Here is a 22,586-nt window from a genome sequence, read left to right on the forward strand (position 1 = left end):
AGGAATTCACATGAAACGTTTGACGCTTCTGACCGCCGCACTGGCGTTGTCGGGCCTGGCCAACTTCGCCCAGGCAAAAACCCTGGAAACCGTTGCATCGTTCACCGTCATCGCCGACATGGTGCATAACGTGGGTGGCGATCACGTTCACGTGACCTCACTGATCGGCCCCAACGGCGACCCGCACGTCTATGAGCCAACGCCCAACGACGCTCAGGCGCTGAAGAAAGCCGACGTGGTCTTCGTCAGTGGCCTGCACCTTGAAGGCTGGCTCGATCGGTTGATTACTGCATCGGGCTACAAAGGCGAACCAGTGGTGCTATCCAACGGGATCATGACCCGCAGCATGGAAGAGGACGGCGAGAAGATCACCGATCCACACGCCTGGAACAGCGCTGTAAACGGCATCGTCTACGTCAGAAACATCGTCAAGGCCCTGCAGAAAGCAGACCCGGACAACGCGGCCGATTACAAAGCCAACGGTGACAAGTACATCGCACAGTTGCAGGAAATGGACGCCTACGCACGTGCGAAGATCAACGCCATTCCGGCTGCACAGCGCAAGGTACTGACGTCCCACGATGCCTTTGGCTACTTCGGTGATGCCTATGGCGTGACCTTCCTGTCGCCTCTAGGTTTCTCTACGGAAACCGAAGCGTCGGCAGCAGATGTCGGGAAGCTGATCACTCAGATTAAGCAAGAGCGTGTCAGCGCCTACTTCTTCGAGAACTCCAGCGACCCGCGCCTGGTCCAGCAGATCGCCAAGGCCAGCGGCGCGCATCCTGGGGGTGAGTTGTACGTGGAAGCGCTGTCACCTGCCAATGGCCCGGCAGCCACTTACGTGAAGATGTTTCGCTACAATGTGGACAAGATGACGGCGGCGATGAAGGGGCAATAATTGCCTATCGAGGCAACCCATGCCCTGTAGCAGTCCGGCTTGCCGGCGGCGGCGATTTCAAGGACGCCACCGCTGGCAAGCCGGATTGCTACGGACCTCACCGATCCCAGGACGGCTCGCTGTCCGCCTTGATCCCATACTGCTCGATCACCCGAGCAGCGATATCGCCCGACAAATCACACTGCCTCACCAACGCCGTCACAGCGGCCAGCACGATGTGATATCGGTCCACCTCAAAGAAGCTGCGCAGCTCGGCGCGCGTATCGCTGCGACCAAAACCATCAGTCCCCAACACCGTGTAATCGGCCTGCATGTAAGAGGCAACCAACTGCGGCACGGCACGAACGTAATCCGACGCCGCGACTATCGGCGCGCCTTTGGGCAGACATTCATTCAAATGGCTAACTCGCCTGGTCGCTTGCGGATGCAGACGATTCCAGCGCTCGACCTCACGCGCTTCTCGATCAAGCTCAGTGAAGCTGGTGACGCTCCACACTTCACTTTCGATTTGCCAGTCTTGCGCCAGCAGTTCAGCCGCAGCGATCACCTCGCGCAAAATCGTGCCCGAGCCCAGCAGGCGCGCTTTGCCTATCGCTCCGTCCAGGGACTGCCCACCAAAACGATACATGCCGCGAATGATCGATGACTCGACACCCTCAGGCAGCGATGGCTGAGCGTAGTTTTCGTTCATCAGGGTGACGTAATAGAACTCATCGACATCGTGCTCCATCATCTGCCGCATGCCATGGTCGAGGATCACCGCAAACTCACCAGCGAATGCCGGATCGTATGCGCGGCAGTTCGGCACGGTGGACGCCATCAAATGGCTCGACCCGTCTTGATGCTGCAATCCCTCGCCACCCAGGGTCGTACGACCGGCCGTTGCTCCGAGCAGGAAACCACGAGCACGCTGGTCGGCTGCCGCCCAGATCAGATCGCCAACGCGTTGAAAACCGAACATCGAGTAATAGATGTAAAAAGGCAGCATGCGCAGACTGTGTGCGGAGTAGCTGGTGGCAGCTGCTACCCAGGAACTGATCGCACCGGCCTCGCTGATGCCCTCCTCCAGAATCTGGCCATTGGTGGCCTCCCGATAGCTGAGGATTGACCCGATGTCTTCCGGCTCGTATCGCTGGCCGACACTGGAGTAGATCCCGATCTGCTTGAACAGATTGGCCATACCAAAGGTGCGCGCTTCGTCGGCGACGATGGGTACGACCCGCGGGCCAAGTTGCTTGTCCTTGAGCAGGTTGCCAAGCATGCGCACGAAGGCCATGGTCGTCGACATTTCCTTGCCAGCAGCCTGAATGGCAAAACTGGCGTAACTCTCACGGACCGGCACCGGGATTGGCTGCGCCACAGCGCTGCGACTCGGCATCGAGCCGCCCAATGCCTGACGCCGCTGATGCAGGTAGCGCATTTCGGCGCTGCGGGCATCGGGTTTGAGGAAGCTCAGATTTTCTGCCTGCTCGTCGGTGAGCGGCAAATTGAAGCGATCACGGAAGTTGATCAGCGCCTCGCGGTCGAGCTTCTTCTGTTGGTGCGTCGTCATCTTGCCCTGACCGGCTTCGCCCATGCCGAAGCCCTTCTTGGTCTGCGCCAGAACCACCGTCGGCCGCCCTTTGTGCCGGGTCGCAGCGTTATAGGCAGCGAAGATTTTCACCAGGTCATGGCCACCTCGCTTGAGGCGATCGATCTGCTCGTCGGTCAGACCCTCGGCGAGTTTATTCAGTGCCTGGTTCTGGCCGAAGAAATGCTCACGGTTGTAATGCCCGTCCTTGGCCGCGAAGGTCTGGAACTGCCCGTCAACGGTTTGCGACAACGCGCGCACCAGCGAGCCATCATGATCGCGGGAGAACAATGCGTCCCAGTCGGAACCCCAGACCAGTTTGATCACGTTCCAGCCCGCCCCGCTGAATAGCGTCTCCAGCTCGTCAATGATCCTGCCGTTGCCCCGCACCGGGCCATCGAGACGCTGCAGGTTGCAGTTGACGACCCAAGTCAGGTTGTCGAGCCCCTCACGCGCCGCGAGAGTGAGCGCCGACATGCTCTCCGGCTCGTCCATCTCGCCGTCACCGAATACGCCCCACACATGCCGCGTCGAGGTGTCCTGCAAACCACGGTGCTGCAGATAACGCATGAATCGCGCCTGGTAGATCGAGCTGATCGGACCAATGCCCATCGAACCCGTGGGGAACTGCCAGAAGTCGGACATCAGCCAAGGGTGTGGATAACTTGAGAGACCGCGAGCGCCAGCCTTGAGCGCTCCGATTTCCTGACGATAGTGCGCCAGATCGTTCTCACTCAAACGGCCTTCGATAAACGCTCGCGCATAGATGCCGGGCGCTGAATGCGGCTGATAGAACACCAGGTCGCCCCCATGCTCATCGCCGCTCGCACGAAAGAAATGATTGAAGCCGACCTCGAACAGATCTGCCGCGCTGGCGTAACTGGCGATGTGTCCGCCCAGCTCGCCATAGGCCTGATTGGCTCGCACCACCATTGCCAACGCGTTCCAACGCATCAAGGAGGCCAGCCGCTCCTCGATGGCCAGATCGCCCGGAAACGACGGTTGCTGCTCCACAGAAATGGTATTGACGTAAGGCGTGCCGTGAGCCGGCTGCCAACCGATCTTCGGATTGCGGGCAATGTTCGCCAGCATGTCGAGAATCTCTCGAGCACGCTCGGCACCAGCGTTATCCACAAGGGACATTAGCGCTTCCTGCCACTCGGTCATTTCCAACAGATCGTGATGGCTTCGCGCGGCAAAGGCTGCGGGAATAATGGAATCGAAATGGCTCATAGACACCTCCGGTTAATTAAGGAAAAGTCTATGCTTCGCTGTGCAGTTTTAATGACCGATCTGCACGACACAAGGATCGATCTACAGCATAAAAAACCCTAAAAATGGCAAATTGAAGCACGATGAACTTCGACAGCATTGACCTGAAAATCCTTCGAGAACTTCAACGCGACAGCAGCCTGTCCAACGTCGAATTGGCTAAACGCGTTCATCTGTCGCCCTCGCCGTGCCTGGCGAGAGTCAAGGCGCTGGAAGCCTCGGGCTGCATTCGCGAGTACGTTGCGCTGCTGGCACCCGAGCATTTGGGGCTGCGCCTGAACGTTTTCATTTCCATCAGCCTGAAGGAACAGAGCCGCGAAGCGCTGCAGAATTTCGAGCGCCGCGTATGCGAATGCGAGGAAGTGATGGAGTGCTATCTGATGACCGGCGACGCCGATTACCTGCTACGCGTGGTGATGGCCGACATGCAGGCACTCGAGCATTTCATCATCGAGCGCCTGTCGCCGATGCCGGAAGTGGAGAAGATCAGGTCCAGCCTTTCGCTCAAGCAGGTGCGTTACAAGACTGCGCTGCCGTTGCGGCCTTGATGGCCGTACCGTCGAGTCGACTCAGAGACGGCTGCCGCCGGCAAGCCGGGCTGCTACAGGAGTGCAGCCCATCCGCAAGACGAACGGCTAGACAGGCCCCTCACACTTTGCCTTTCCACGGTACCAGCTTGCGTTCCAGCCAGCGCATCCCCAGGTCGAACAGCAAGGCCATGGCACCGATCACCAGAATGCCCATGATCACGACGTCGGTAGCCATGAATTTGGACGCGGTCAGGACCATGAAACCCAGGCCCGCGGTGGCAGCGACCATCTCAGCGGCGACCAATGTCGTCCAGCCGAAACCGATGGCGATGCGCATACCCGTCAGCACTTCTGGCAACGCCGCGGGCATGATCACGTGGCGCAGCACCTGCCCACGACTTGCCCCCATCGAGTACGCAGCATGAATCTGTTCGATGGCAACGGACTTCACGCCAGCCCGCGCACTCAGCGCCAGCGGAGCGAACATCGCGAGGTAGATCAGCAGGATTTTCGAGCCTTCTCCAATGCCCATCCAGATCACCACCAACGGCAAATACGCCAACGGCGGCAATGGACGATAAAACTCCACCAGCGGGTCGAATATGCCCCGAGCCACACGGTTGACGCCCATCATGATGCCCACCGGGATGGCCGTCAGCACAGCCAGCACAAACGCTCCGAACACCCGCAATGCGCTCCAGCCGATATGCGCGAGCAGGGTCTGGTCGGCGAACCCCTCCTGCGATACATCTACCAGTTGCATCCACACCGCTTGAGGTGAGGGCAGGAACAGCGGCTTGACCCAGCCGCCGTTAGTGGCGGCGTACCAGAGCGCGAACAGGGCAACGATGGTCACCAGGCTCAGCGTCACGCTGGAACCATTGCCAGGCGCGCCGTATTGCTCGCCGGGTTTCGCTGGCGCGGCCCGACGCAGTTCGTTGAATGTGCGCATGACGGCGCGGCGCTGCTTCTCGTCGAACAGGCTCATGCGGCCTCCTCATCACCGTGAATGATGCTCAGGATCTGTTCGCGCAGCGCAATGAAATCCGGGCTGGACTTGACCGCGCGCGCGTCGCGACATGCGAGAAAACGCTTGCCGAAGTCGACGGAAAATTCGTGAGTGATACGGCCAGGGCGTGGCGACATGATGATCAGCCGGGTGGCCATGAACAGCGCTTCTTCGACATCGTGGGTAATGAAGAACATCATCTTGCGTGTGCTTTGCCAGATGCCGAGGATCAACTCCTGAAGGCGCTCGCGGGTCAACGCATCGAGCGCGCCCAAAGGCTCGTCGAGCAATAGCATCTGCGGATCGTTTGTCAGCGCGCGGGCTATACCTACACGCTGCTGCATACCCCCGGACAGCTGATAGATCGCGTGTCCACGAAAGTCCGCCAGCCCGGTCAGCTCAAGAAAATGCATCGCCCGCTGCTCGCGCTCGGCTTTCGGGATGCCGCGAAGCTTGAGGCCAAAAGCAACGTTGTCGAGCACGTTGAGCCACGGCAGCAGCGCGTGCTTCTGGAACACCACGCCACGCTCGGCTCCGGGCCCTGTGACTTGATCACGCAATTCGGCGCCACGGCTGACCTCCTGAGGGACCTGCCCCTGAAAATCTCCAAGGGTGATCACTCCACTGCTCGGCTGGATGAACCCGGCCATGAGATTGAGGAGTGTGGTTTTGCCGCATCCTGAAGCCCCAAGTGCGACAACGAAATCACCGGCGGCGATGTCCAGGTTGACCCCGGACAGCGCGCTGACCTGCTGACCTTTCTGCTGTCCCGGATAAAGCACCGAAACGTCATGAATCTTGAGGCTCAGGGCCATGGCGCTTTCCTTTTGAGAGTCCTGTGTGGGGTGAGCATCGTCCCTTCGATTACGCGGAACGATGCACGGTTCGCGCCGCTTTATTCGGCCGCCTGAACGAAGCTCGGGTTGATGGCCACGCTGTAGTCGGGCAGCACGGCCGGGACTTTCTTCTGGTCCTTGAGGAACACGGCCGTCGCCGCGAGCGCCTTGGCAGCGCCGCCATCCTTACCTGCGCCAAGCCATTTGTTGCTGGCCTGCTCGGCTGCCAGAGGGAACTGGTACAGCGCCAGTACAGGGGGTACTTCATCCGGCTTGGCACCGGATTGTTTGGCGACGTTGATGACCTGCGGCGAGCTGGCGGTCCAGGTGTCCGGTGCCTTCACGTAATCGTCGGTGCTGGTTTGCAGAACCTTGGTGAACGCCTTCATGCCGTCGGCGTTGCCCGCTGCAAATTTCTTGTCGACCACGATGCCGTCGAAGGTGGCCTTGCCCCAGTTGGTCAACTCACCGGATGTCAGCAGCACGTGACCGCTTTGTTTGAGGCGGCCCAACGCCGGGTCCCAGATAAACGCAGCGTCGATGTCGCCGCGCTCCCACGCCGCAGGAATGTCCGAAGGATTCAGGTTGATGACTTTGACCTTACCGGTCAGGCCAAACTGCTCAAGGGCGAACAGGGCATGGAAATGCGTTGTGGATACGAACGGCACAGCAAGGGTTTTACCCGCCAGATCCTGTGGCGCGACGATGCCGCTACCGTTGCGCACCACCAGCGCTTCGGCGCTGGCGATATTGTCGAGAATCCAGAACAGCTGCGCCTCCACACCCCGGCTGACCGCCGCTGCAATCGGGCTGCTGCCGGCAACGCCGATCTGCACATCACCAGAGGCCATGGCCGTCATGACATCACCGCCACTGTCAAAGCTGCGCCATTTGATATCCCAGCCTGTCGCCTTCTCGAATTCCTTTTGAGCGATGGCGTTTTTCCAAGGCGCGAACATGCTCTGTACGCCGATGGTCACGGTTTCAGCGTGGGCGGTCGCCGCAAGCCCCAGCGTCAACGCTGTGAGCGGCAACAGGACAGAGCGGCGAATCCATTTGTGCAAAGGCTTGAGCATGGTGGAACTCCAGAGTGGGAGGCGTTTTTTGAAGTCCATGCGATCTTAGTGCCGGTCCGAAGCTTGCTTTAGATCCAGTTGCTACAGCCTGTGGTGCCAGCGCTTTTTACAGCCCTTGTGCCACGCGGCCTACAGCACTGAGACCGCGCCATAAGGGTGCGGCTGCCGGGGAGTCGGTACCATGTTGGAGCGTTATCTTCATCCGTTCGAAACAGGTCGGGGATTGCAGGAGCAATTGCGCGAGCGTCTGCTCAACGCGATTCTCGATGGGGCCATTCCACCGAACGAGGCCATGCCGTCTTCTCGCAAATTGAGCGAGTTGTTGAAGGTGTCGCGTAACACGGTGGTGCTGGTCTATGAACAGTTGGTTCAGGACGGTTACCTGACCCCATCGGACAGACGCGGTTATTTCATCAACGAGAAATTCCTGCGCCAGCAGCTCAATGTCAGCCTGCGGCCTTCCAGCCAGAAACTGTTCGAACGCCCCGACCATGCCCCCGACTGGGAGCGTCGCCTGCAGACCGAATCGGCGCAGATGCGCGCCATTGTCAAGCCACGCAATTGGCGCGAGTACCGTTATCCTTTTATCTACGGGCAGATCGAGGCTGATGAACAGACCGCTGCACGCTGGCGTGATTGCGCGCGCATCGCATCGACCGGTGCCCACATGCGCCGCTGGGTCGATGATCAGGTGACGCTGGACGATCCACTGCTGGTGGAGCAGATCATCCAACGGGTTTTGCCAAAGCGTGGAATCAAGGCTGGGCCCGAGGAAATTCTGGTGACGATCGGCACGCAGAATTCGCTGTATATGCTTGCGCAATTATTAGGGCATCCCGGACTTGTCATGGGTCTTGAGGAGCCCGGTTACGTCGATGCCCGGAACATCTTTACCCTGACCGGATGCGAGCTGAAACCGTTGCGTCTGGACAGCCAGGGACTGGTCGTGGATCAGCAGCTGGAGGGCTGCGAAATGCTGTTCTGCACACCCAGTCATCAATCACCTACAGGCGTGACTATGCCGCTGTATCGTCGTCTCGAACTGCTGGCCCGCGCTCGCGAGCAGGACTTTCTGGTGATCGAGGACGACTACGAGAGCGAACAGAACTATCTGGGCAGCAACCATCCCGCGCTGAAAAGCTTCGATGACAGTGGCCGAGTGATCTATCTCGGAAGCCTGACCAAGACGCTGCTGCCCGGCGTCCGCCTGGGGTTCATCGCGGCCGACCCGGAGTTGATTCACGAACTGCGGGCATTGCGTCGCTACATCTATCGCCACCCGCCCTCGAACAACCAGCGCACCCTGGCGCTGTTCTTGTCGATGGGCCACTACGACGCCCATGCGCGGCGCCTGCGTGATCGCCTGGCATGCAAGTGGAAGCTGATCAGCCGCGCGCTCGCCCAACACCTGCCTGATGTGCGCGTGAGCGGGATGGCGGGAGGGTCGTCCTTGTGGGTCACCTGCCCTCCGGAGATTGACGCGTGGGTGCTCCAGAGGCTGGTAGCCAGGCGTGGAGTGCTGATCGAGCCTGGGGACATCCATTTTCTGGGAACTGAACGACCGCAATATCACTTCCGGCTGGGCTTTGGAGCCATTGCGCAGGAACTGATTGAACCGGGGATCGTTGCACTGGCACAGGCGTGGGAGGAGATGCGGCAAGCCGCAAGACAGGGGGAAGCTCTATGATCACATCAGCCTTGGTAGCAGCACGGCTTGCCGGCGGTGGCGTAATCGAGGTCGCTACCGCCGGCGAGCCGGACTGCTACAGGGAATTAGCTCGACTGAGAGTCGTGGCGAGTCAGAGCTGATCTCGCCCAAGCACATCCTTGAGGATATCCATCATCGAATCGACGTCCTGACGCGCAGCCACCAGGGCCGGGGCGAAGATAATCGCGTCACCGGTGGTCTTCACATGCAGACCAGCGTCATACAGCGCCCTCTGCACCAGCCCACCCTTGGCGCCCGGTGCCTGGCCCGGTGTGAGCTGAATACCACTAAGCATGCCATAACCGCGCAAATCGCTGACCTGAGGCAAACCGCGCAAACCGCTCAGGCATTCGAGGAAATACGGCGACAGCTGCGCGCCTTTGGCGAACAAGTCTTCGCGACGGTAGATGTCCAGGGAGGCCAACGCTGCGGCGCACGCCACCGGATGCCCCGAATAGGTGTAACCGTGGAAAAACTCTGGACCATTGCCTTTGCTGGCACCGACCACTGTGTCGAAAATCGCCTGATCCACTGCCACCGCGCCCATGGGAATTGCCCCGTTGGTCAGCGCCTTGGCCATGGTGATGATGTCCGGTTTGACATCGAAGCTTTGCGCTGCAAATGGTTTACCCGTGCGCCCCAGCCCGGTGATGACTTCGTCGAACACCAGCACAATGCCGTGCTTGTCGCATATCTCACGCAGGCGTTTGAGATAGCCCACAGGCGGCACGTAGACGCCGATAGACCCGGCAATCGGCTCGACGAAACAGGCCGCAATGCTATCTGCGCCATGGGTCGCGATGATGCGTTCCAAGTCGCTCGCCAGATCGATACTGCCGTTTGGCTCACCCAGCTGATAACGCTGTTCTTCCTGCCAGGTGTGACGCATGTGGCTGACGTGTGGAAGACCGCCTGCCGCGAAAGCCTGACGATTGCGCATCATCCCTGACAACGCCACACCACCGAAATTGACGCCATGATAGGCCCACTCACGGGATACGAATCGCGTGCGCTGCCCTTCCCCACGTGCACGGTGATAGGCCAGAGCCATCTTCATTGCACTGTCCACTGACTCGGACCCTGAATTGGTGAAGAACAGCTTGTTCAGTCCCTCGGGCAGCAACTCGCTCAAGCGCTCGGCCAGCTCGAATGAGAGCGGCGAAGCCCGCTGAAAATGCGGGGTGAAATCCAGCGTCATCAACTGCTTCGCCACCGCTTCGGCAATTTCCGGACGACCATGCCCGGCGGCACTGCAAAACAGGCCTGAACTTCCGTCCAGCAACTCGCGGCCGTCCTCGGTCCAGTAACGCAGACCTTCAGCCCGCACGAACATCTGCGGTGCACGCTGGAACTCGCGGTTATCGGTAAAAGGCATCCATTGATGATCGAGGTTCGTTGCCATGAGGTTAACTCCTGAAGGCGTACACGGTGAGGGCCAATGGTGGTCAGCCTATCCACGGCACGCCCTCAGGCTTAGATCCAGATGAGGCTTTCGATGGAGCCAGCGAAGGATCTCGCTGCGTGGCGCTCATACAGCGAACCGGCGAATAAACTGGCACCAATCAATCACCTGTCTGGATCTAAAGCCCTTCGCAGCGTTCTTATTAGAGTGGCCGAATTCTGTGGGGGAAGACCTGCCTTGAGTCCTGAACTGAACTTCATCCTGACCGTAATTTGTGTGCTGATCGCCGCCGTGATCCGCGGCTTGACCGGTTTTGGTTTCGCAGCCATTGCGGTGGTCGGCCTCGCAATGCTGGGGCCGCTGAACGAGGCGGTGCCGATCGTTCTGTGCCTTGAAGTGGCATCCAGTCTGATGCTGCTTCGCGGCGCATTGCCTCACACCGACTACCCGCAGCTCAGACGATTGTTGATCGCGGCAGCGTTAGGCGTGCCCTGTGGCATCTGGCTGTTGACCGGCCTTGATAGCGACTGGTTGAACGTCGGTGTCTATGTACTTGTGGGTCTACTGGCGTTGCTCGGCTTGGCACGCATCACGCTGCCGATGGGCAAAGGTCAATTGGGTGGTTGGATAATCGGAGGATGCAGCGGCGCTCTGATTGCAGCATTCTCCATCGGCGGCCCTCTGGTCGTCGCCTGGCTTAGCCACAGCGGGCTGAAAGCTGTCGCGTTGCGCGCCACGCTGATTCTGTTTTTCTTCGTCGTGGATCTGGCAGCGCTGGCTGGTCTGAGCCTTGCGAATGCGATCCCGGATAAAACCGCCGAGCATGTGCTTTATCTGATTCCGGCTTTATTGGCCGGCCTCTGGGCTGGCCAGCAGCTGTTCGTGCGCGTTAGTGCCGACCACGCTGCGCGTTTCACTCAATGGCTGTTGCTGGCGCTGGCCGGCTTTGGCCTGCTGGGCCGTGCATGGTCCTGACACCAAGGAAACCCTGATGACATCAACACTGTTTATCACCGGCGCCACCTCAGGCTTCGGTGAAGCCTGCGCACGTCGCTTCGCCGCTGCCGGCTGGTCCCTGGTGCTGACCGGCCGGCGCGAAGACAGGCTGCAAGCCCTCGCCGACGAGCTGTCCGCACACACCAGCGTACTGACTCTGGTGCTCGATGTTCGCGATCGTCAGGCTGTGCGCGCTGCGGTAGAGTCGCTCCCGCAAAAGTTCAGCCGCTTACGTGGCCTGATCAACAACGCAGGTCTGGCCCTAGGGACAAGCCCGGCACAGGAATGCGATCTGGACGATTGGGACACCATGATCGACACCAACGTCAAAGGGCTCGTCTATACCACTCGCCTCCTGCTGCCGCGCCTGATCGCTCATGGCACCGGCGCCAGTATCGTCAACCTGGGCTCCATCGCCGGTAACTGGCCGTATCCCGGTAGTCACGTTTATGGGGCTACCAAAGCGTTCGTGCGGCAGTTCTCGCTGAACTTGCGTTGCGACCTGCAAGGCACCGGCGTGCGGGTTTCAAACATTGAACCCGGCCTGTGTGAAAGCGAGTTTTCGCTGGTGCGCTTCGCGGGCGACCAGAACAAGTACGACGCCGTATACGCTGGCGCGAATCCGATTCAGCCCGCAGACATTGCCGAGACCATCTTCTGGATCATGAATGCCCCCGCTCACATCAACATCAACAGCCTTGAATTGATGCCGGTGACTCAGTCATGGAACAACTTCGCGATCATGCGCGCGCAGCCCTGACGAACCAGGGGCGGTCTGGCAGGTCAATCTCTGTATCCTGAGCCCAATCGCCAGCCCGCATTGAAAGGACCATCAATGAACGCCCTCTCCTTCGCGCCCTTTCAGGACCTCGCCGACAAGCTGATCCCCCACACCGTGGCCGAGAAGGTCGATGGTTCCCACGATGTTTCCCACTTGCACCGGGTCTGGAGCAATGTCTGCGCGATTCGCGACAAGGAAGGCGGCGACCATCAGTTGCTGTTGGCGGCGACCCTGCTTCACGACTGCGTGGCCGTGGAAAAAAACTCACCTTTTCGCTCCAGCGCCTCGCGCCTGGCGGCTGCGAAGGCCACCGAGCTGCTGGCAGAAATGGGCTGGGACGAAGAACGCACGCAAGCCGTAGCCCACGCCATCGAATCTCACAGTTACTCAGCGAACATCGCGCCGCTCTCCATGGAAGCAAAAATTCTCCAGGACGCAGACCGCCTCGATGCCATCGGCATGGTCGGCGTCGCCCGGCTGTTCTACGTGTCCGGCCGTATGGGCAGCCAGCTCTACGACGCCCATGACCCCCAGGCTCAACATCGCGAGCTGGACGATAAACGCTTCGCCGTCGATCACTTCACCACCAAGATCTTCACCTTGGCAGATGGTTTTCAAACGCCAACAGGCAGACAGATGGCAAAGCTGCGGCACGAACGCGCGCAGCGTTTTTTGCAGGAGTTCATGGACGAGATCGGTAGCTGATTGGCCAAGCGACAAGTCCCACAGATTTAGCTGAAACAACTGATCCAGAGCCTCTGCTTGCCTAAAGAACGACCGTTCATCGGTTTGCCGTCAAATCAAAACAAATCTGAAACATTCCTCCTCCGATGTCACAAAGACATCACGGAACATCTCTATAACCAAGTCTCCGGTGAATTCGTCGATGGGATTGGTTGTTGTGAAAAGGTTAATCCGTGCTTTCGTCCGTCCTTCTTCAAAGCCTGCTTTTTTGCGGCGCTTCAGGATTACGCAGCGTCTGGTGTTGTGCTTCGGAGTGACCGCCTCGTTGCTAATGGCGCTGGGGGTGTTTTGTCTGCTGCAGATGCAGAGCATCCGCGATCAGGGCGAAGCGGTGGAAAGCGGGGCCTTACCGAGCATCGCCATGGCCGACGCCATTGCCATCGACTTGATCAAACTGCGCGGCGAAAGCGCTCGTCTGATCGCCAACGCAGATGACCCAGGCGCAGTGGTCACCAGCAAGATCAATGTCGAGCAATTGAAGAACGAAGTCGAAAAAGGCTTCAGCGATTACCTCGCGCACTCCACCGACAGCACCGAGCGCGACTCGATCAAAGCCTTGCAGGACGCTTACACCGCGTTCATGCCGGGGCTGCATGACGAAATCGCGCTGATCGAGCAGCGCAAACTCGATGACGCACGGATGCTGCTCAATACCACGTTGAGCATGCAGGGCGACCTGATGGACATGCAGGTGCAGTTGCTGCGTGAACTGAACAAGCAAAGTGCCGCAGCGGCAGTGGTTGGCGCCGGCAAGCGATTCCAGCAGACGCGCATCATTGCCGTCAGCGCGATCGTCGTGGCACTGGTCCTGACTCTGCTGCTGGCGTGGCGGTTAAGCCTGAGCATCATTCGTCCATTACGCCAATCGCTGCTGATCGCCAGCACCATCGCCAAGGGTGATTTGAGTCCGCAGCCAATCCCGGAAGGCAAGGACGAGACCGCACAATTGCTGAAAATGCTCGGCCAGATGCGCGGCAATTTGCACGGCACCATCGATCAGATTTACGCAGCGGCTAGCCAGTTGAGCCAGTCGGTGCACGAAATGGGCGCCATCGCCGAAGCCAGTGCGAAGAATCTGCAGATGCAGAACGATGAAATCGAACAGGCCGCGGTAGCCGTCAATCAGATGAGCCAGGCTGCTGTGGAAGTGGCTGACAATGCCAGCAACACGTCGAGTGAATCGAAGGCCTCCAACGAAGCCGCTGCCGAAGGCCGTTTGCGCCTGACCGGGACCATCGATTCGATCAAAGAGCTGACCGATAACGTCCTCGACTCATCCCATCAGGCGGATGGCTTGGCTGAGCGCACGTTGAGCATCAGCAAGATTCTCGAAGTCATCCGCGCCGTCGCCAATCAGACCAACCTGCTGGCGCTGAACGCCGCCATCGAGGCTGCCCGCGCAGGCGAAGCCGGTCGCGGTTTTGCGGTCGTGGCAGATGAAGTCCGCTCGCTCGCGCAACGCACCAGCGCCTCGACCACAGAAATCGAAAGCCTGATCAACGACGTGCAGAAGAGCACGCAGGAAACGGCCCAGACCCTGCGGGTGACGGCATCGCAGGCCAGCCAGACACTGGAGCAGGCGGCGGCTACCAGTCAGGCACTGACGGTCATCATCAGCTCGACCTCGACCATCAGCGACCGCAACGTACTCATCGCCAGCGCTGCCGAGCAGCAGGCCGCGGTCGCCAATGAGGTCGATCGCAACCTGAGCAGCATTCGCGATCTGTCGACTCAATCGGCTTCGGGTGCCCAGCAGACCACCGTGGCCAGTAATGCGCTGGCGATGCTGGCGACGGATCTAAACACGATGGTGCAAAGATTCGTGCTGTAGCCCCGACAGCCTAGCTTTAGCCTGTGCTGGAGGTGATGCAACCCAAACGCTGGCCGCTCGGCGCGCTGCTACAGCCCGACCGGTTTCGCGTCTGGATTGCGCGCTTTCCCGATCATTCGCCCAGCGGACGCAACCGATATTGCGGCGGCAACTGCTCGAAACCACTGATCGTCGTGTTCAGGCTCTTCCAGCGACCGTCCTTGATGCCGTAGATGCAGCCGTGGATCGACAGCTTCTGTCCACGGTGCCAGGCGTTCTGCACGATGCTGGTATGACCGACGTTGGCCACCTGCTGAATCACGTTCAGTTCGCACAGACGGTCGACGCGCTCTTCCTCGGTCGGCAGCTTGCCGAGCAGCTCGCGGTTCTCGTAATACAGGTCGCGAATGGTGCGCAGCCAGCCATCGATCAGGCCGAACTGACGATCCTGCATCGACGCGCGAACGCCGCCACAGCCGTAGTGGCCAGTGACCAGAATGTGTTTGACCTTGAGTACATCGACCGCGTACTGAATCACCGACAGACAGTTCAGGTCGGTGTGCAGCACGACGTTGGCCACGTTGCGGTGGACGAACAAATCGCCGGGCAGCATGCCGACGATTTCATTGGCGGGGACACGAGCGTCCGAACAACCGATCCAGAGGAATTCGGGCGTCTGCTGGCGTGCCAGCTTGGCAAAGAACTCGGGGTCTTCTTCCTTGATTGCGGCAGCCCAACGTTCGTTGTTGTCGATCAAGTCTTGTAGTTCGTTCATGCGTTGATGCCTCTGAAATGATGCTCAGCTATGACTGGGGCTCGGCGCTTCAGGTCACGCCCGTTTGCGACTACCGATCAAGAACCGGAGTGAATCTTCATCGCAGCGCTCGGTCCACCCAATTAAGACAGCACACAATGAGGATTTGCCATGAACGATTCACGCCGGCCTTACGGCGCTATGCAGCCCGAACCGATCGACGACAATGAAGACCGCATGGGCTCGATGGAAGAGCTCAATTTCAATGACAATAACGAACCCAGTGGTCGTATCGGTGACATGATCCCCGAGGACGAGCTGGAAACCTACATTCCCGACGAGCGCGTCCGCGAAGCCGGGATGACCGGAGCGTCGACCGACGATCACAACCCCACGGACGATGACATGAGCCCTGAAAATCTGATTGATGAAGATGGTGCCCGTTCACCGCGCGAACGCGGCGAAGGCGGCCCGGCCGATTTCGATCTGAGTATCGTCGATGAGGATGAAATCGGCGCTGGCGGTGGTCTGGACGAAGAGGAAATGGCGATTCTCGATCCGCTGGATGGCAAGCCGGGCGTCTGATCCGGCGTTATTCCACCAACGTACACGCCATCACCAGGGCATCCTCGCGGCCACCGACTGCCGGATAATAGTCACGACGTCGGCCTACTTCGTTGAAGCCATAGCGCTCATACAGACGGTAGGCCGACTGGTTACTGGCACGCAGCTCCAGAAAACATTCGCGCCCGTTGAGTTCGTAGGCGCGCTTCATCAGTTGGTCCAGAAGCAACAGGCCAAGACCACGCCCCTGACTTTCCGGTTTGACGGTGATGTTGAGCAGATGAGCTTCATCGATGATGACGTTGATGACGCCATGACCGACCTGCTGGTTGCCTTCGAACATCAACCAGATTTCATAAGACTTGAGACCATCGAGAAAAATGCCGCGGGTCCACGGATGGCTGAACGCTGCGTATTCAATCTTCAATACCGCGTCCAGGTCGGCTTCGGTCATGCGGCGAAACGTTACGGCATCACTCATTTACGCTCTTCCAACGTGCCATCAACTTACGCATGGCCCGCCAAACATCGGCCTTGCGCAGAGGCTCGTCCATCAACAGTTCGAGACCCGGCAGCGCCCAGGCCGATCCCAGGCCTTCGACCTGGAATTCAAGATTGTAGGATTGTGCATCCACTTCACCGGCAAAACGTATCGCGGGAAGTCCGATCAGCCACAGACAGGTGCAAGGCTCTTCCTCGGTACGGGCGTAAAGAAAGCCCTGTACGAAATCCCGCGCCGCTTCCGGCCCCTGATCCATCTGCCCGCGAACCAGCAACGGCCAGCGCACAGGCTCGCCGATGATCTGCGGGCTGTCCGGCAAACCGGCGGCGCGCAACATGTCCTTGAGCAGCAGATAAGAAGGATCGCGGCTCTGGAATGGCTCGCCGGTCGCCAACTCCACTAGCAGCAGGCAACTTCCAGCCCTCAGCAACTGCAGGGCAAAGCGTGGAGGCGGAACGACGGGGGCCTTCGCAACCGCAGGTTCAGCTTCTTCGTCCTTAAGTGGGTTTACAACCGGTTTGGCGGCAGGCGATGGCCGTGGCACTTCAATCTTCGGCCGTTCGACGGTGCGCGTAACTGGCGCCGAACTCCCAGGTGTCGCCGCGTGACCCGCTTGGGCCGGAGCGGTCGGCTCTGCTGAGTCTGCGACTTCGTCCTCGAACACCGGCAACGGAGCAAGCAGCTCCGGACGCGAGGGCGCGGCAAAGGGCAGATCGGTACGCGGCAGCCAACTGACCACCTGCATGGCGGTCAGATAAGCGCGGCGGCGAGGCTCATTGAGCAAGGGACAGCCACCTGTGGATAAAGTCAGGAGGGGGATTCTACAGACCTTCGACGAATCACGCCGCAGTTGATCGACTGAGGGTGAAAACCAACGCCTGCGATGCAGTACAATTGCCGCTTTTATTTGCCAACCAGCGGCCATCCGATGATCGAACCTAAGCGCGTCCTGCGCGCCCTTGCCGAGCACTGGGCGCTTCTTGAGCCACTGTGCGAGCATTTCGACCAAGGCACCCTGAGCCTGAGCGAACTGCGTGTGCAACTGGCCGCCCAGCAACTGGAAAGCACCCCGCAGGACATCACCAACCTGCTGGATGTGTGGATTCGTCTCGACATTCTGGTTCCCGTGGCGAAAAGCCCGAACCGTTTCGAGTTGAACGCACAGATCCATGACTTCCTGTCATACCTGCGCCGCGAACACCGCCTGGGCCTGTGTCTGGAAATCGAAGCTTATCTGCGCCACCTGGAGCGGCTCGCCGGTTACATCCAGGAGGCGTTCGAAGCCCGCGATGCCAATGACCTCGCGCGTCAACTGCGCCTGCTCGATATGCGGGTGCGCGATGTGCTGAAAAAGCTCGCCAATGACGAACAGGCGCTGGTGTCGGTTGCCGAGCGCGCCAAAACCAGCGACCGGCAGATTCCGCTGCGTCAGCGCTATGCAGAAGTGCTGGCGACCTGGGACGAATACGTCGAGCCCATGATTCAACTGGTGAACGCTGACGGCGCCTTCGAACAAGGCGTGCGCAAGGTCGAGAACGTACTGCTGCGCATGCTCACCGACCAGCAGCGCCTTGGGCATCTGGTCGACGATGACATGCTGCTGCGCACCCACGCGCGCATCCTCGAAATGCAGACCAGCGCCCAGCTGACACTGCGTCATGCTCGCGAATTGTTGTTGCCACTGCGTGAAGAGGCCCGTCGCCACAACGCCGTGACCCGTGGCGCCGCGCTCGCGCTGTCGGCGATCCGGCGCAAAGGTATCGATGCAGTCCCGCAAGCTGCGATGCCTATGTTTACCCGTCCACAAAGTACATTCCTTGGCAGTGCCAACCAGGTCGAGGCGTATGTCTACGCGCTGGCCCGATTCGAACCAAAACCGGCGCGATTCCCCAAGGCCAGTCTCACCCGCAAGGGCGAACCGCCAAGAGCCCCGCGCACGGTCAAGGAAATGGTCGAGCGCTGCGAAGAGGCTCTGCCGATGCCGGACCTGATGGTCTGGTTGTTGGAACAGGAGCCAACCGGCGCAACCGACGAATTGTTGTACTGGTTCTCTCGTCTGTCCCGGGAAAAACGCTTCAAGCGCGAGCGCCTGGACCGCCGCGAATACCTTACCCAGGAGCACCGCGTCAGCCTTCGCTCCTTCGCCCTGCTCTCGAGCAAAGACGCAAACCCAGAGAATTCCGAGGGCACCGCCCATGCATCTTGATCTATCCGAAATGTCCCAGCTCGCGCCCATCTTCCGCGAACTGTTCAAGGGCTATCACATCAGCCGCCGCGACCCGGAGCTGTACGCCCAGTTGTCCAACGCTCAGGACCAGTACCGCACGCTGTTCAAGGCGTTGGGGTTTGAGCTGGTCTGCGATACCCGTGGCTTCTATTACTTCGTGCCGGATCTTGCTGCTGCGCAGGTCAACAAGACCGCGCAGCGCCTGGCACTGTTCACCTTCATCCTCGTAGAGCATCTGGCCGATCAGGGCCGCGATCCGGTAGCCGTACTCGACGGCGGCAGCCTGGGCCGTGACGAATTGCCGTCATTGCTGGAAAAGTACCGCGACCTGTTCCTTCAGGCCGAAGTGCAGACTCAGGAAGAGCTGGAAGAAAAGATCATGCGCCGCATGACCCAGCTCGGGTTCGCCGCTGAAGAAGTCGGTATCTACCGCTTCCTGCCGCCAATGCACCGTTTCCTCGATGTTTGCCTGTCGGTTCAGCAGGACCGAGACCTGGCGGCCAGCCTGCACAGCGACCTGCCGTTGCCGACGCCCGTGCTGATCGACGATGACAGCGACGAAAAACTCCTGCAGACCGATGACCCACTGGATCTGGCCGAGTTTGACGAAACACCGGAAACCGAAGAGCAGGCCCTGGCCCGCGCAATCGCCGAAGAACAGGAGCTTGACGCATGAGCCAGGAACGCTACGGCATCCGCCGATTCGCCCTGCTGAACACAGCCGGCTACAGCCTCGGTTTGTTTCCACTGGAACATCCGCTGTCTGTCTATGGCGCGAACAACCTGGGTAAGAGTGCGTCGATCAACGCCCTGCAATTCCCGATTCTCGCGCGCATGTCGGACATGAGTTTCGGCAAGTACAGCCTTGATCAGTCCCGCCGTTTCTATTTTGCATCCGACACCAGTTACATTCTGGTCGAAGTCGCCCTGCCCCACGGCCCGCACGTCATCGGCGTGGTCGGTCGCGGCCCCGGCGGCGGCTTCGGTCACCAGTTCTTTGCCTATGCCGGCAAACTGGACCTGGCGCACTACCAGAAGAACGACACCTGCCTGCGTCAGAAAGAACTCTTTACCAATCTTGAGAGTCAGGGCCTGAAAGCCTACGAGCTCAAGCCTGACGAACTGCGTCGATTGCTGGTCGGCGGTCACACCTCGATCCCGCTCGATCTGACGCTGATCCCGCTGCGCTCGACCAGCGAACAAAGCCTGAAAACCTTCCGCGCGCTGTTCATCAACCTGCTGCACATGCGGGAGATTACTGCCGCCAAACTCAAGCAGTTATTCCTCGATGCCTTTGAGCACAGCCTGCGTTCCGGCAGTGTCGATTACATCGCCGCGTGCGAAGAAGCCTTCCGTGACGTCCGTCGTATGGAACAGGACTACAACGCACTGGTTCTCGCCGGCCCGCTGGTCGAGGCGTTGGCCAACGGCGTCAAGCAACGCGACATCCTGCGCGGCAAGCTGCATCGCCTGTCGCCGTTGCTCGACTCGTTGCTTGGCACTTGGCAGGACTATTCCAACGCACGCAAAGAAGAACTGGTCATTCAGGCCGAGCACTATCGCGGCGAACAGGATGCCCTACAGAACGACCAACGCGGCGGCACTCAAGAGCTGATGCGTCTGGAGCGTGAGATCAGCAATATCCAACGCTGGATCGGAGAACTGGCGGTCCTGAAGAACCGTTTTGCCTTGGTCGACAACGTAAAGATCCTCGAACAGCAACTGCTCGCGGCGAAGGATGCTCACGATGAATTGGCCGGTGCGCTGGCTCAATCTCGTCAGTTCAGCGCCGAAGATCTGGACGAGCGTCTGCGCGATCTGGAAAAACGCCTGAAGTCGGTGAAACAACAACTCGATCACGCCGACAACAACAGCTATGCGCGTCTGCGTGAAGAGTTCTCGCAACCAGATGTCGAGCGGCTGATGCGTCTGTTCAACAGCGCGCTGTTCAGCCTGCCGCTCGGTGAGCAAGGCATCGCGCTGGATGACGGCGACGCTTGGGTCAAATCCCTCGAAGCGATACTTGACGGCTTCAAAGGCGAGCGCTTCGAAGTCCCGGGCCTCTCGATCAACCTGTCGCACATCGAACCACCGGCCTTGCAGGCTTTGGCAGACCGTGCGGCATTGCGTGATCAGAAGGAACGTCTTGAAAAAGAACTCAAGCAGTTGAAAACCCAGCAAGCCGTTGCGGCTGACCGTGCGGCGAGCAAGACCCAGACCGAAGCGCTGTATCAGCAGGTGTTGGATGCGCAGAAGGCCCTGGAGGATTTCCGTCGCACTCAAACGCTGAGTGCCGAAGAAGGCGAGAAGCTGGAGCAACTGGCGCAGATGGAAGCGGCTCAGGACGAGCTCAAGCGTTCCAGCGATGCCTTTACCGAACGCGTTCAGCAACTGTCAGCCAAGCTGCAACTTGTGGGTCGTCAGATCGGCGATCTGGAGTCCAAACAGCGAACGCTGGATGACGCCCTGCGTCGTCGCCAACTGCTGCCAGCAGATCTGCCTTTCGGCACACCGTTCATGGAGCCAGTGGATGACTCGCTGGACAACCTGCTGCCCCTGCTCAATGACTATCAGGACAGCTGGCAGGGCCTGCTGCGCTGCGATGGTCAGATCGAAGCGCTGTATGCACAGGTGCGCCTGAAAGGCGTGGCCAAGTTCGACAGCGAAGACGATATGGAACGCCGTCTGCAACTGCTGATCAACGCGTATGCGCATCGCACCGATGAAGCGCTGACCCTGGGCAAGGCCCGTCGTGCGGCAGTGACCGATATCGCGCGAACCTTGCGCAACATCCGCAGCGACTACGACAGTCTTGAACACCAGTTGGCTCTGTTCAACCGCGAGATCAACCGTCGTCAGGTTTCCAACCTGGAAAGTTTCCGCATTGTGCTCGCGCCGAACAAGGAAGCGCTCAAGCACATTGACCAGATCATCCACAGCGCTGGTCAGTACGAAGAGGGCGAGACGCTGTCAGTATTCGACCTCAGCCAGGGCGCAGAGCAGGACAACAAGAACGAAGAAGCCAAGGAATATCTGGCGCGCCTGGTGGCTGCGAACCACAACCAGCTGGGTCTGAAAGACCTCTTCGAACTGGCATTCGAAATCACCAAGGTCAACAGCCAGCCGGTGATCCACACCGACATCGATGGCGCGGCATCCAATGGCACGACCATGACTATCAAGGCGCTGACCAACATGTACTTGTTGCTGCACTTGATGGATCGCGAACAAGCCGGTCGCGTCCGTCTGCCTTATTACCTCGATGAAGCTGCAGACATCGACGAACGAAACCAAGCAGCATTGCTTGAGACGAGCCTGCAGTTGGGCTTTGTACCGATTCTGGCGAGCGTGAAGCCGCAAGTGTCGGCACACGTCGCGATCGACCTGGAAGGCGGTAGCGGCCCTGCGGGAATCTATATCGATGAGGCGGACTGGAAGTACATTCGCCGTCGTGACGAGGTCGTTGCAGCCAAGACTGTTGAGGTTGCAGAGCAAGCAACTGAATAAGTTGAAGTGAGCGTCAACTAAAAGCCCCGCTGTGATGCGGGGCTTTTTTGTGGGCGTTGTGCCGCGTGCATTGGACATGGCACCAACGGTTCGCCGGCACCCTCTTTCTAGCGGCCGGGCTTACCGGCGGTGACATCCAGTTCGCTACCGCCGGCAAGCCGGACTGCTACAGGGTATGAGTAGGGGCTAGCTTGCTCACGCAAAGGTGAATGGCACATAGAGACCTGCCTAACCTAATCCATTGATCTGCAACGAGTCAGAGTTTTCCGGGCGCAAAAACAAAACCCCATCTGCTTTCGCAAATGGGGTTTCGGAATTTAATCTTGACGATGACCTACTCTCACATGGGGAAACCCCACACTACCATCGGCGATGCATCGTTTCACTGCTGAGTTCGGGA

19 protein-coding genes are annotated in these 22,586 nt (G+C 59.4%); 11 read left to right on the forward strand and 8 right to left on the reverse strand.

All coding sequences use genetic code 11. From position 1 onward, the window contains the following. Positions 1–10: 10 nt before the first annotated feature. On the forward strand, positions 11–898 hold the full coding sequence (locus BWR59_RS10500; protein WP_081565565.1) for a metal ABC transporter substrate-binding protein: 888 nt from the start codon (positions 11–13) through the stop codon (positions 896–898). 97 nt (positions 899–995) lie between these two features. Here the strand turns inward: BWR59_RS10500 and mdeB are convergent, their stop codons facing one another. After that, complete coding sequence (mdeB, locus tag BWR59_RS10505) at positions 996–3,701, reverse strand: alpha-ketoglutarate dehydrogenase (protein ID WP_081565566.1); 2,706 nt, start codon at positions 3,699–3,701, stop codon at positions 996–998. A gap of 122 nt (positions 3,702–3,823) precedes the next feature. Here mdeB and BWR59_RS10510 point away from each other — a divergent pair, with 122 nt between their 5' ends. After that, positions 3,824–4,288, forward strand: coding sequence for an Lrp/AsnC family transcriptional regulator (locus BWR59_RS10510; RefSeq protein WP_074759287.1), 465 nt, complete (start codon positions 3,824–3,826; stop codon positions 4,286–4,288). 100 nt (positions 4,289–4,388) lie between these two features. Here BWR59_RS10510 and BWR59_RS10515 read toward each other — a convergent pair whose 3' ends face one another. The 3 genes from BWR59_RS10515 to tauA form a co-directional block, all read right to left on the reverse strand. Next, on the reverse strand, positions 4,389–5,258 hold the full coding sequence (locus BWR59_RS10515; RefSeq protein WP_081565567.1) for an ABC transporter permease subunit: 870 nt from the start codon (positions 5,256–5,258) through the stop codon (positions 4,389–4,391). Continuing rightward, positions 5,255–6,094, reverse strand: coding sequence for a taurine ABC transporter ATP-binding protein (locus BWR59_RS10520; RefSeq protein WP_081565568.1), 840 nt, complete (start codon positions 6,092–6,094; stop codon positions 5,255–5,257). The genes BWR59_RS10515 and BWR59_RS10520 overlap by 4 nt, the downstream gene beginning before the upstream one ends. Positions 6,095–6,174: 80 nt before the next feature. After that, on the reverse strand, positions 6,175–7,191 hold the full coding sequence (gene tauA / locus BWR59_RS10525; RefSeq protein WP_081565569.1) for a taurine ABC transporter substrate-binding protein: 1,017 nt from the start codon (positions 7,189–7,191) through the stop codon (positions 6,175–6,177). Between the two features lie 181 nt (positions 7,192–7,372). Here tauA and BWR59_RS10530 point away from each other — a divergent pair, with 181 nt between their 5' ends. Next, positions 7,373–8,878 (forward strand): PLP-dependent aminotransferase family protein, encoded by a 1,506-nt coding sequence (locus BWR59_RS10530; RefSeq protein WP_081565570.1) that lies wholly within the window; start codon positions 7,373–7,375, stop codon positions 8,876–8,878. Between the two features lie 112 nt (positions 8,879–8,990). Here the strand turns inward: BWR59_RS10530 and BWR59_RS10535 are convergent, their stop codons facing one another. After that, positions 8,991–10,301, reverse strand: coding sequence for an aminotransferase class III-fold pyridoxal phosphate-dependent enzyme (locus tag BWR59_RS10535; RefSeq protein ID WP_081565571.1), 1,311 nt, complete (start codon positions 10,299–10,301; stop codon positions 8,991–8,993). 237 nt (positions 10,302–10,538) lie between these two features. On the opposite strand from BWR59_RS10535, the gene BWR59_RS10540 reads away from it, so the two are divergent. The 4 genes from BWR59_RS10540 (at position 10,539) to BWR59_RS10555 (ending at position 14,653) form a co-directional block, all read left to right on the forward strand. After that, positions 10,539–11,276, forward strand: a complete 738-nt coding sequence (locus BWR59_RS10540) for a sulfite exporter TauE/SafE family protein (protein ID WP_081565572.1) — start codon at positions 10,539–10,541, stop codon at positions 11,274–11,276. A 16-nt stretch (positions 11,277–11,292) separates the two neighbouring features. Beyond that, positions 11,293–12,057 carry an SDR family oxidoreductase gene (locus BWR59_RS10545; RefSeq protein ID WP_081565573.1) on the forward strand — a complete coding sequence of 255 codons (765 nt, stop codon included), beginning with the start codon at positions 11,293–11,295 and terminating at the stop codon, positions 12,055–12,057. A gap of 75 nt (positions 12,058–12,132) precedes the next feature. Continuing rightward, a complete protein-coding gene (locus BWR59_RS10550) occupies positions 12,133–12,783 on the forward strand; it encodes an HD domain-containing protein (protein WP_081565574.1) in 651 nt (216 codons plus the stop codon). A 247-nt stretch (positions 12,784–13,030) separates the two neighbouring features. Further along, positions 13,031–14,653: a methyl-accepting chemotaxis protein gene (locus BWR59_RS10555; protein ID WP_230981985.1), complete on the forward strand. Its 1,623-nt coding sequence runs from the start codon at positions 13,031–13,033 to the stop codon at positions 14,651–14,653. 112 nt (positions 14,654–14,765) lie between these two features. Here BWR59_RS10555 and can read toward each other — a convergent pair whose 3' ends face one another. Then, entirely contained in the window at positions 14,766–15,407 is a 642-nt protein-coding gene (gene can, locus BWR59_RS10560; RefSeq protein WP_081565576.1) for a carbonate dehydratase, read from the reverse strand. 150 nt (positions 15,408–15,557) lie between these two features. On the opposite strand from can, the gene BWR59_RS10565 reads away from it, so the two are divergent. Then, positions 15,558–15,971, forward strand: a complete 414-nt coding sequence (locus tag BWR59_RS10565; RefSeq protein ID WP_081565577.1) for a serine kinase/phosphatase — start codon at positions 15,558–15,560, stop codon at positions 15,969–15,971. A 7-nt stretch (positions 15,972–15,978) separates the two neighbouring features. Here BWR59_RS10565 and rimI read toward each other — a convergent pair whose 3' ends face one another. Both rimI and BWR59_RS10575 read right to left on the reverse strand, forming a co-directional pair. Next, positions 15,979–16,431, reverse strand: coding sequence for a ribosomal protein S18-alanine N-acetyltransferase (rimI, locus tag BWR59_RS10570; RefSeq protein WP_081565578.1), 453 nt, complete (start codon positions 16,429–16,431; stop codon positions 15,979–15,981). Further along, positions 16,424–17,236 carry an energy transducer TonB gene (locus tag BWR59_RS10575; protein ID WP_081565579.1) on the reverse strand — a complete coding sequence of 271 codons (813 nt, stop codon included), beginning with the start codon at positions 17,234–17,236 and terminating at the stop codon, positions 16,424–16,426. Before BWR59_RS10575 ends, rimI begins: the two co-directional genes overlap by 8 nt. A 144-nt stretch (positions 17,237–17,380) precedes the next feature. On the opposite strand from BWR59_RS10575, the gene mksB reads away from it, so the two are divergent. Genes mksB through mksF form a run of 3 tightly spaced genes read left to right on the forward strand, consistent with a single transcriptional unit; the run spans position 17,381 to position 22,186 of the window. After that, a complete protein-coding gene (gene mksB, locus BWR59_RS10580; protein ID WP_081565596.1) occupies positions 17,381–18,658 on the forward strand; it encodes an Mks condensin complex protein MksB in 1,278 nt (425 codons plus the stop codon). Further along, positions 18,648–19,355 (forward strand): Mks condensin complex protein MksE, encoded by a 708-nt coding sequence (gene mksE, locus BWR59_RS10585; protein WP_081565580.1) that lies wholly within the window; start codon positions 18,648–18,650, stop codon positions 19,353–19,355. The genes mksB and mksE overlap by 11 nt, the downstream gene beginning before the upstream one ends. Continuing rightward, the gene (gene mksF / locus BWR59_RS10590) at positions 19,352–22,186 is read left to right on the forward strand and encodes an Mks condensin complex protein MksF (RefSeq protein ID WP_081565581.1); all 2,835 of its coding nucleotides are present in this window, start codon (positions 19,352–19,354) and stop codon (positions 22,184–22,186) included. Before mksE ends, mksF begins: the two co-directional genes overlap by 4 nt. The last annotated feature ends 400 nt before the right edge of the window (positions 22,187–22,586 follow it).

Origin of the sequence: Pseudomonas sp. Bc-h (genome assembly GCF_002080045.1) — a bacterium.
Taxonomy (GTDB): domain Bacteria; phylum Pseudomonadota; class Gammaproteobacteria; order Pseudomonadales; family Pseudomonadaceae; genus Aquipseudomonas.

Excerpts from the sequence above, each read along its gene's own strand:
- BWR59_RS10545 (WP_081565573.1), top strand. The coding sequence starts at position 11,293 with ATGACATCAACACTGTTTATCACCGGCGCCACCTCAGGCTTCGGTGAA.
- BWR59_RS10535 (WP_081565571.1), bottom strand. The coding sequence starts at position 10,301 with ATGGCAACGAACCTCGATCATCAATGGATGCCTTTTACCGATAACCGC.
- mksB (WP_081565596.1), top strand. The coding sequence starts at position 17,381 with ATGATCGAACCTAAGCGCGTCCTGCGCGCCCTTGCCGAGCACTGGGCG.
- BWR59_RS10565 (WP_081565577.1), top strand. The coding sequence starts at position 15,558 with ATGAACGATTCACGCCGGCCTTACGGCGCTATGCAGCCCGAACCGATC.
- BWR59_RS10530 (WP_081565570.1), top strand. The coding sequence starts at position 7,373 with ATGTTGGAGCGTTATCTTCATCCGTTCGAAACAGGTCGGGGATTGCAG.
- rimI (WP_081565578.1), bottom strand. The coding sequence starts at position 16,431 with ATGAGTGATGCCGTAACGTTTCGCCGCATGACCGAAGCCGACCTGGAC.
- BWR59_RS10520 (WP_081565568.1), bottom strand. The coding sequence starts at position 6,094 with ATGGCCCTGAGCCTCAAGATTCATGACGTTTCGGTGCTTTATCCGGGA.
- can (WP_081565576.1), bottom strand. The coding sequence starts at position 15,407 with ATGAACGAACTACAAGACTTGATCGACAACAACGAACGTTGGGCTGCC.
- tauA (WP_081565569.1), bottom strand. The coding sequence starts at position 7,191 with ATGCTCAAGCCTTTGCACAAATGGATTCGCCGCTCTGTCCTGTTGCCG.
- BWR59_RS10510 (WP_074759287.1), top strand. The coding sequence starts at position 3,824 with ATGAACTTCGACAGCATTGACCTGAAAATCCTTCGAGAACTTCAACGC.
- mksE (WP_081565580.1), top strand. The coding sequence starts at position 18,648 with ATGCATCTTGATCTATCCGAAATGTCCCAGCTCGCGCCCATCTTCCGC.
- BWR59_RS10500 (WP_081565565.1), top strand. The coding sequence starts at position 11 with ATGAAACGTTTGACGCTTCTGACCGCCGCACTGGCGTTGTCGGGCCTG.
- BWR59_RS10515 (WP_081565567.1), bottom strand. The coding sequence starts at position 5,258 with ATGAGCCTGTTCGACGAGAAGCAGCGCCGCGCCGTCATGCGCACATTC.
- mdeB (WP_081565566.1), bottom strand. The coding sequence starts at position 3,701 with ATGAGCCATTTCGATTCCATTATTCCCGCAGCCTTTGCCGCGCGAAGC.
- mksF (WP_081565581.1), top strand. The coding sequence starts at position 19,352 with ATGAGCCAGGAACGCTACGGCATCCGCCGATTCGCCCTGCTGAACACA.
- BWR59_RS10550 (WP_081565574.1), top strand. The coding sequence starts at position 12,133 with ATGAACGCCCTCTCCTTCGCGCCCTTTCAGGACCTCGCCGACAAGCTG.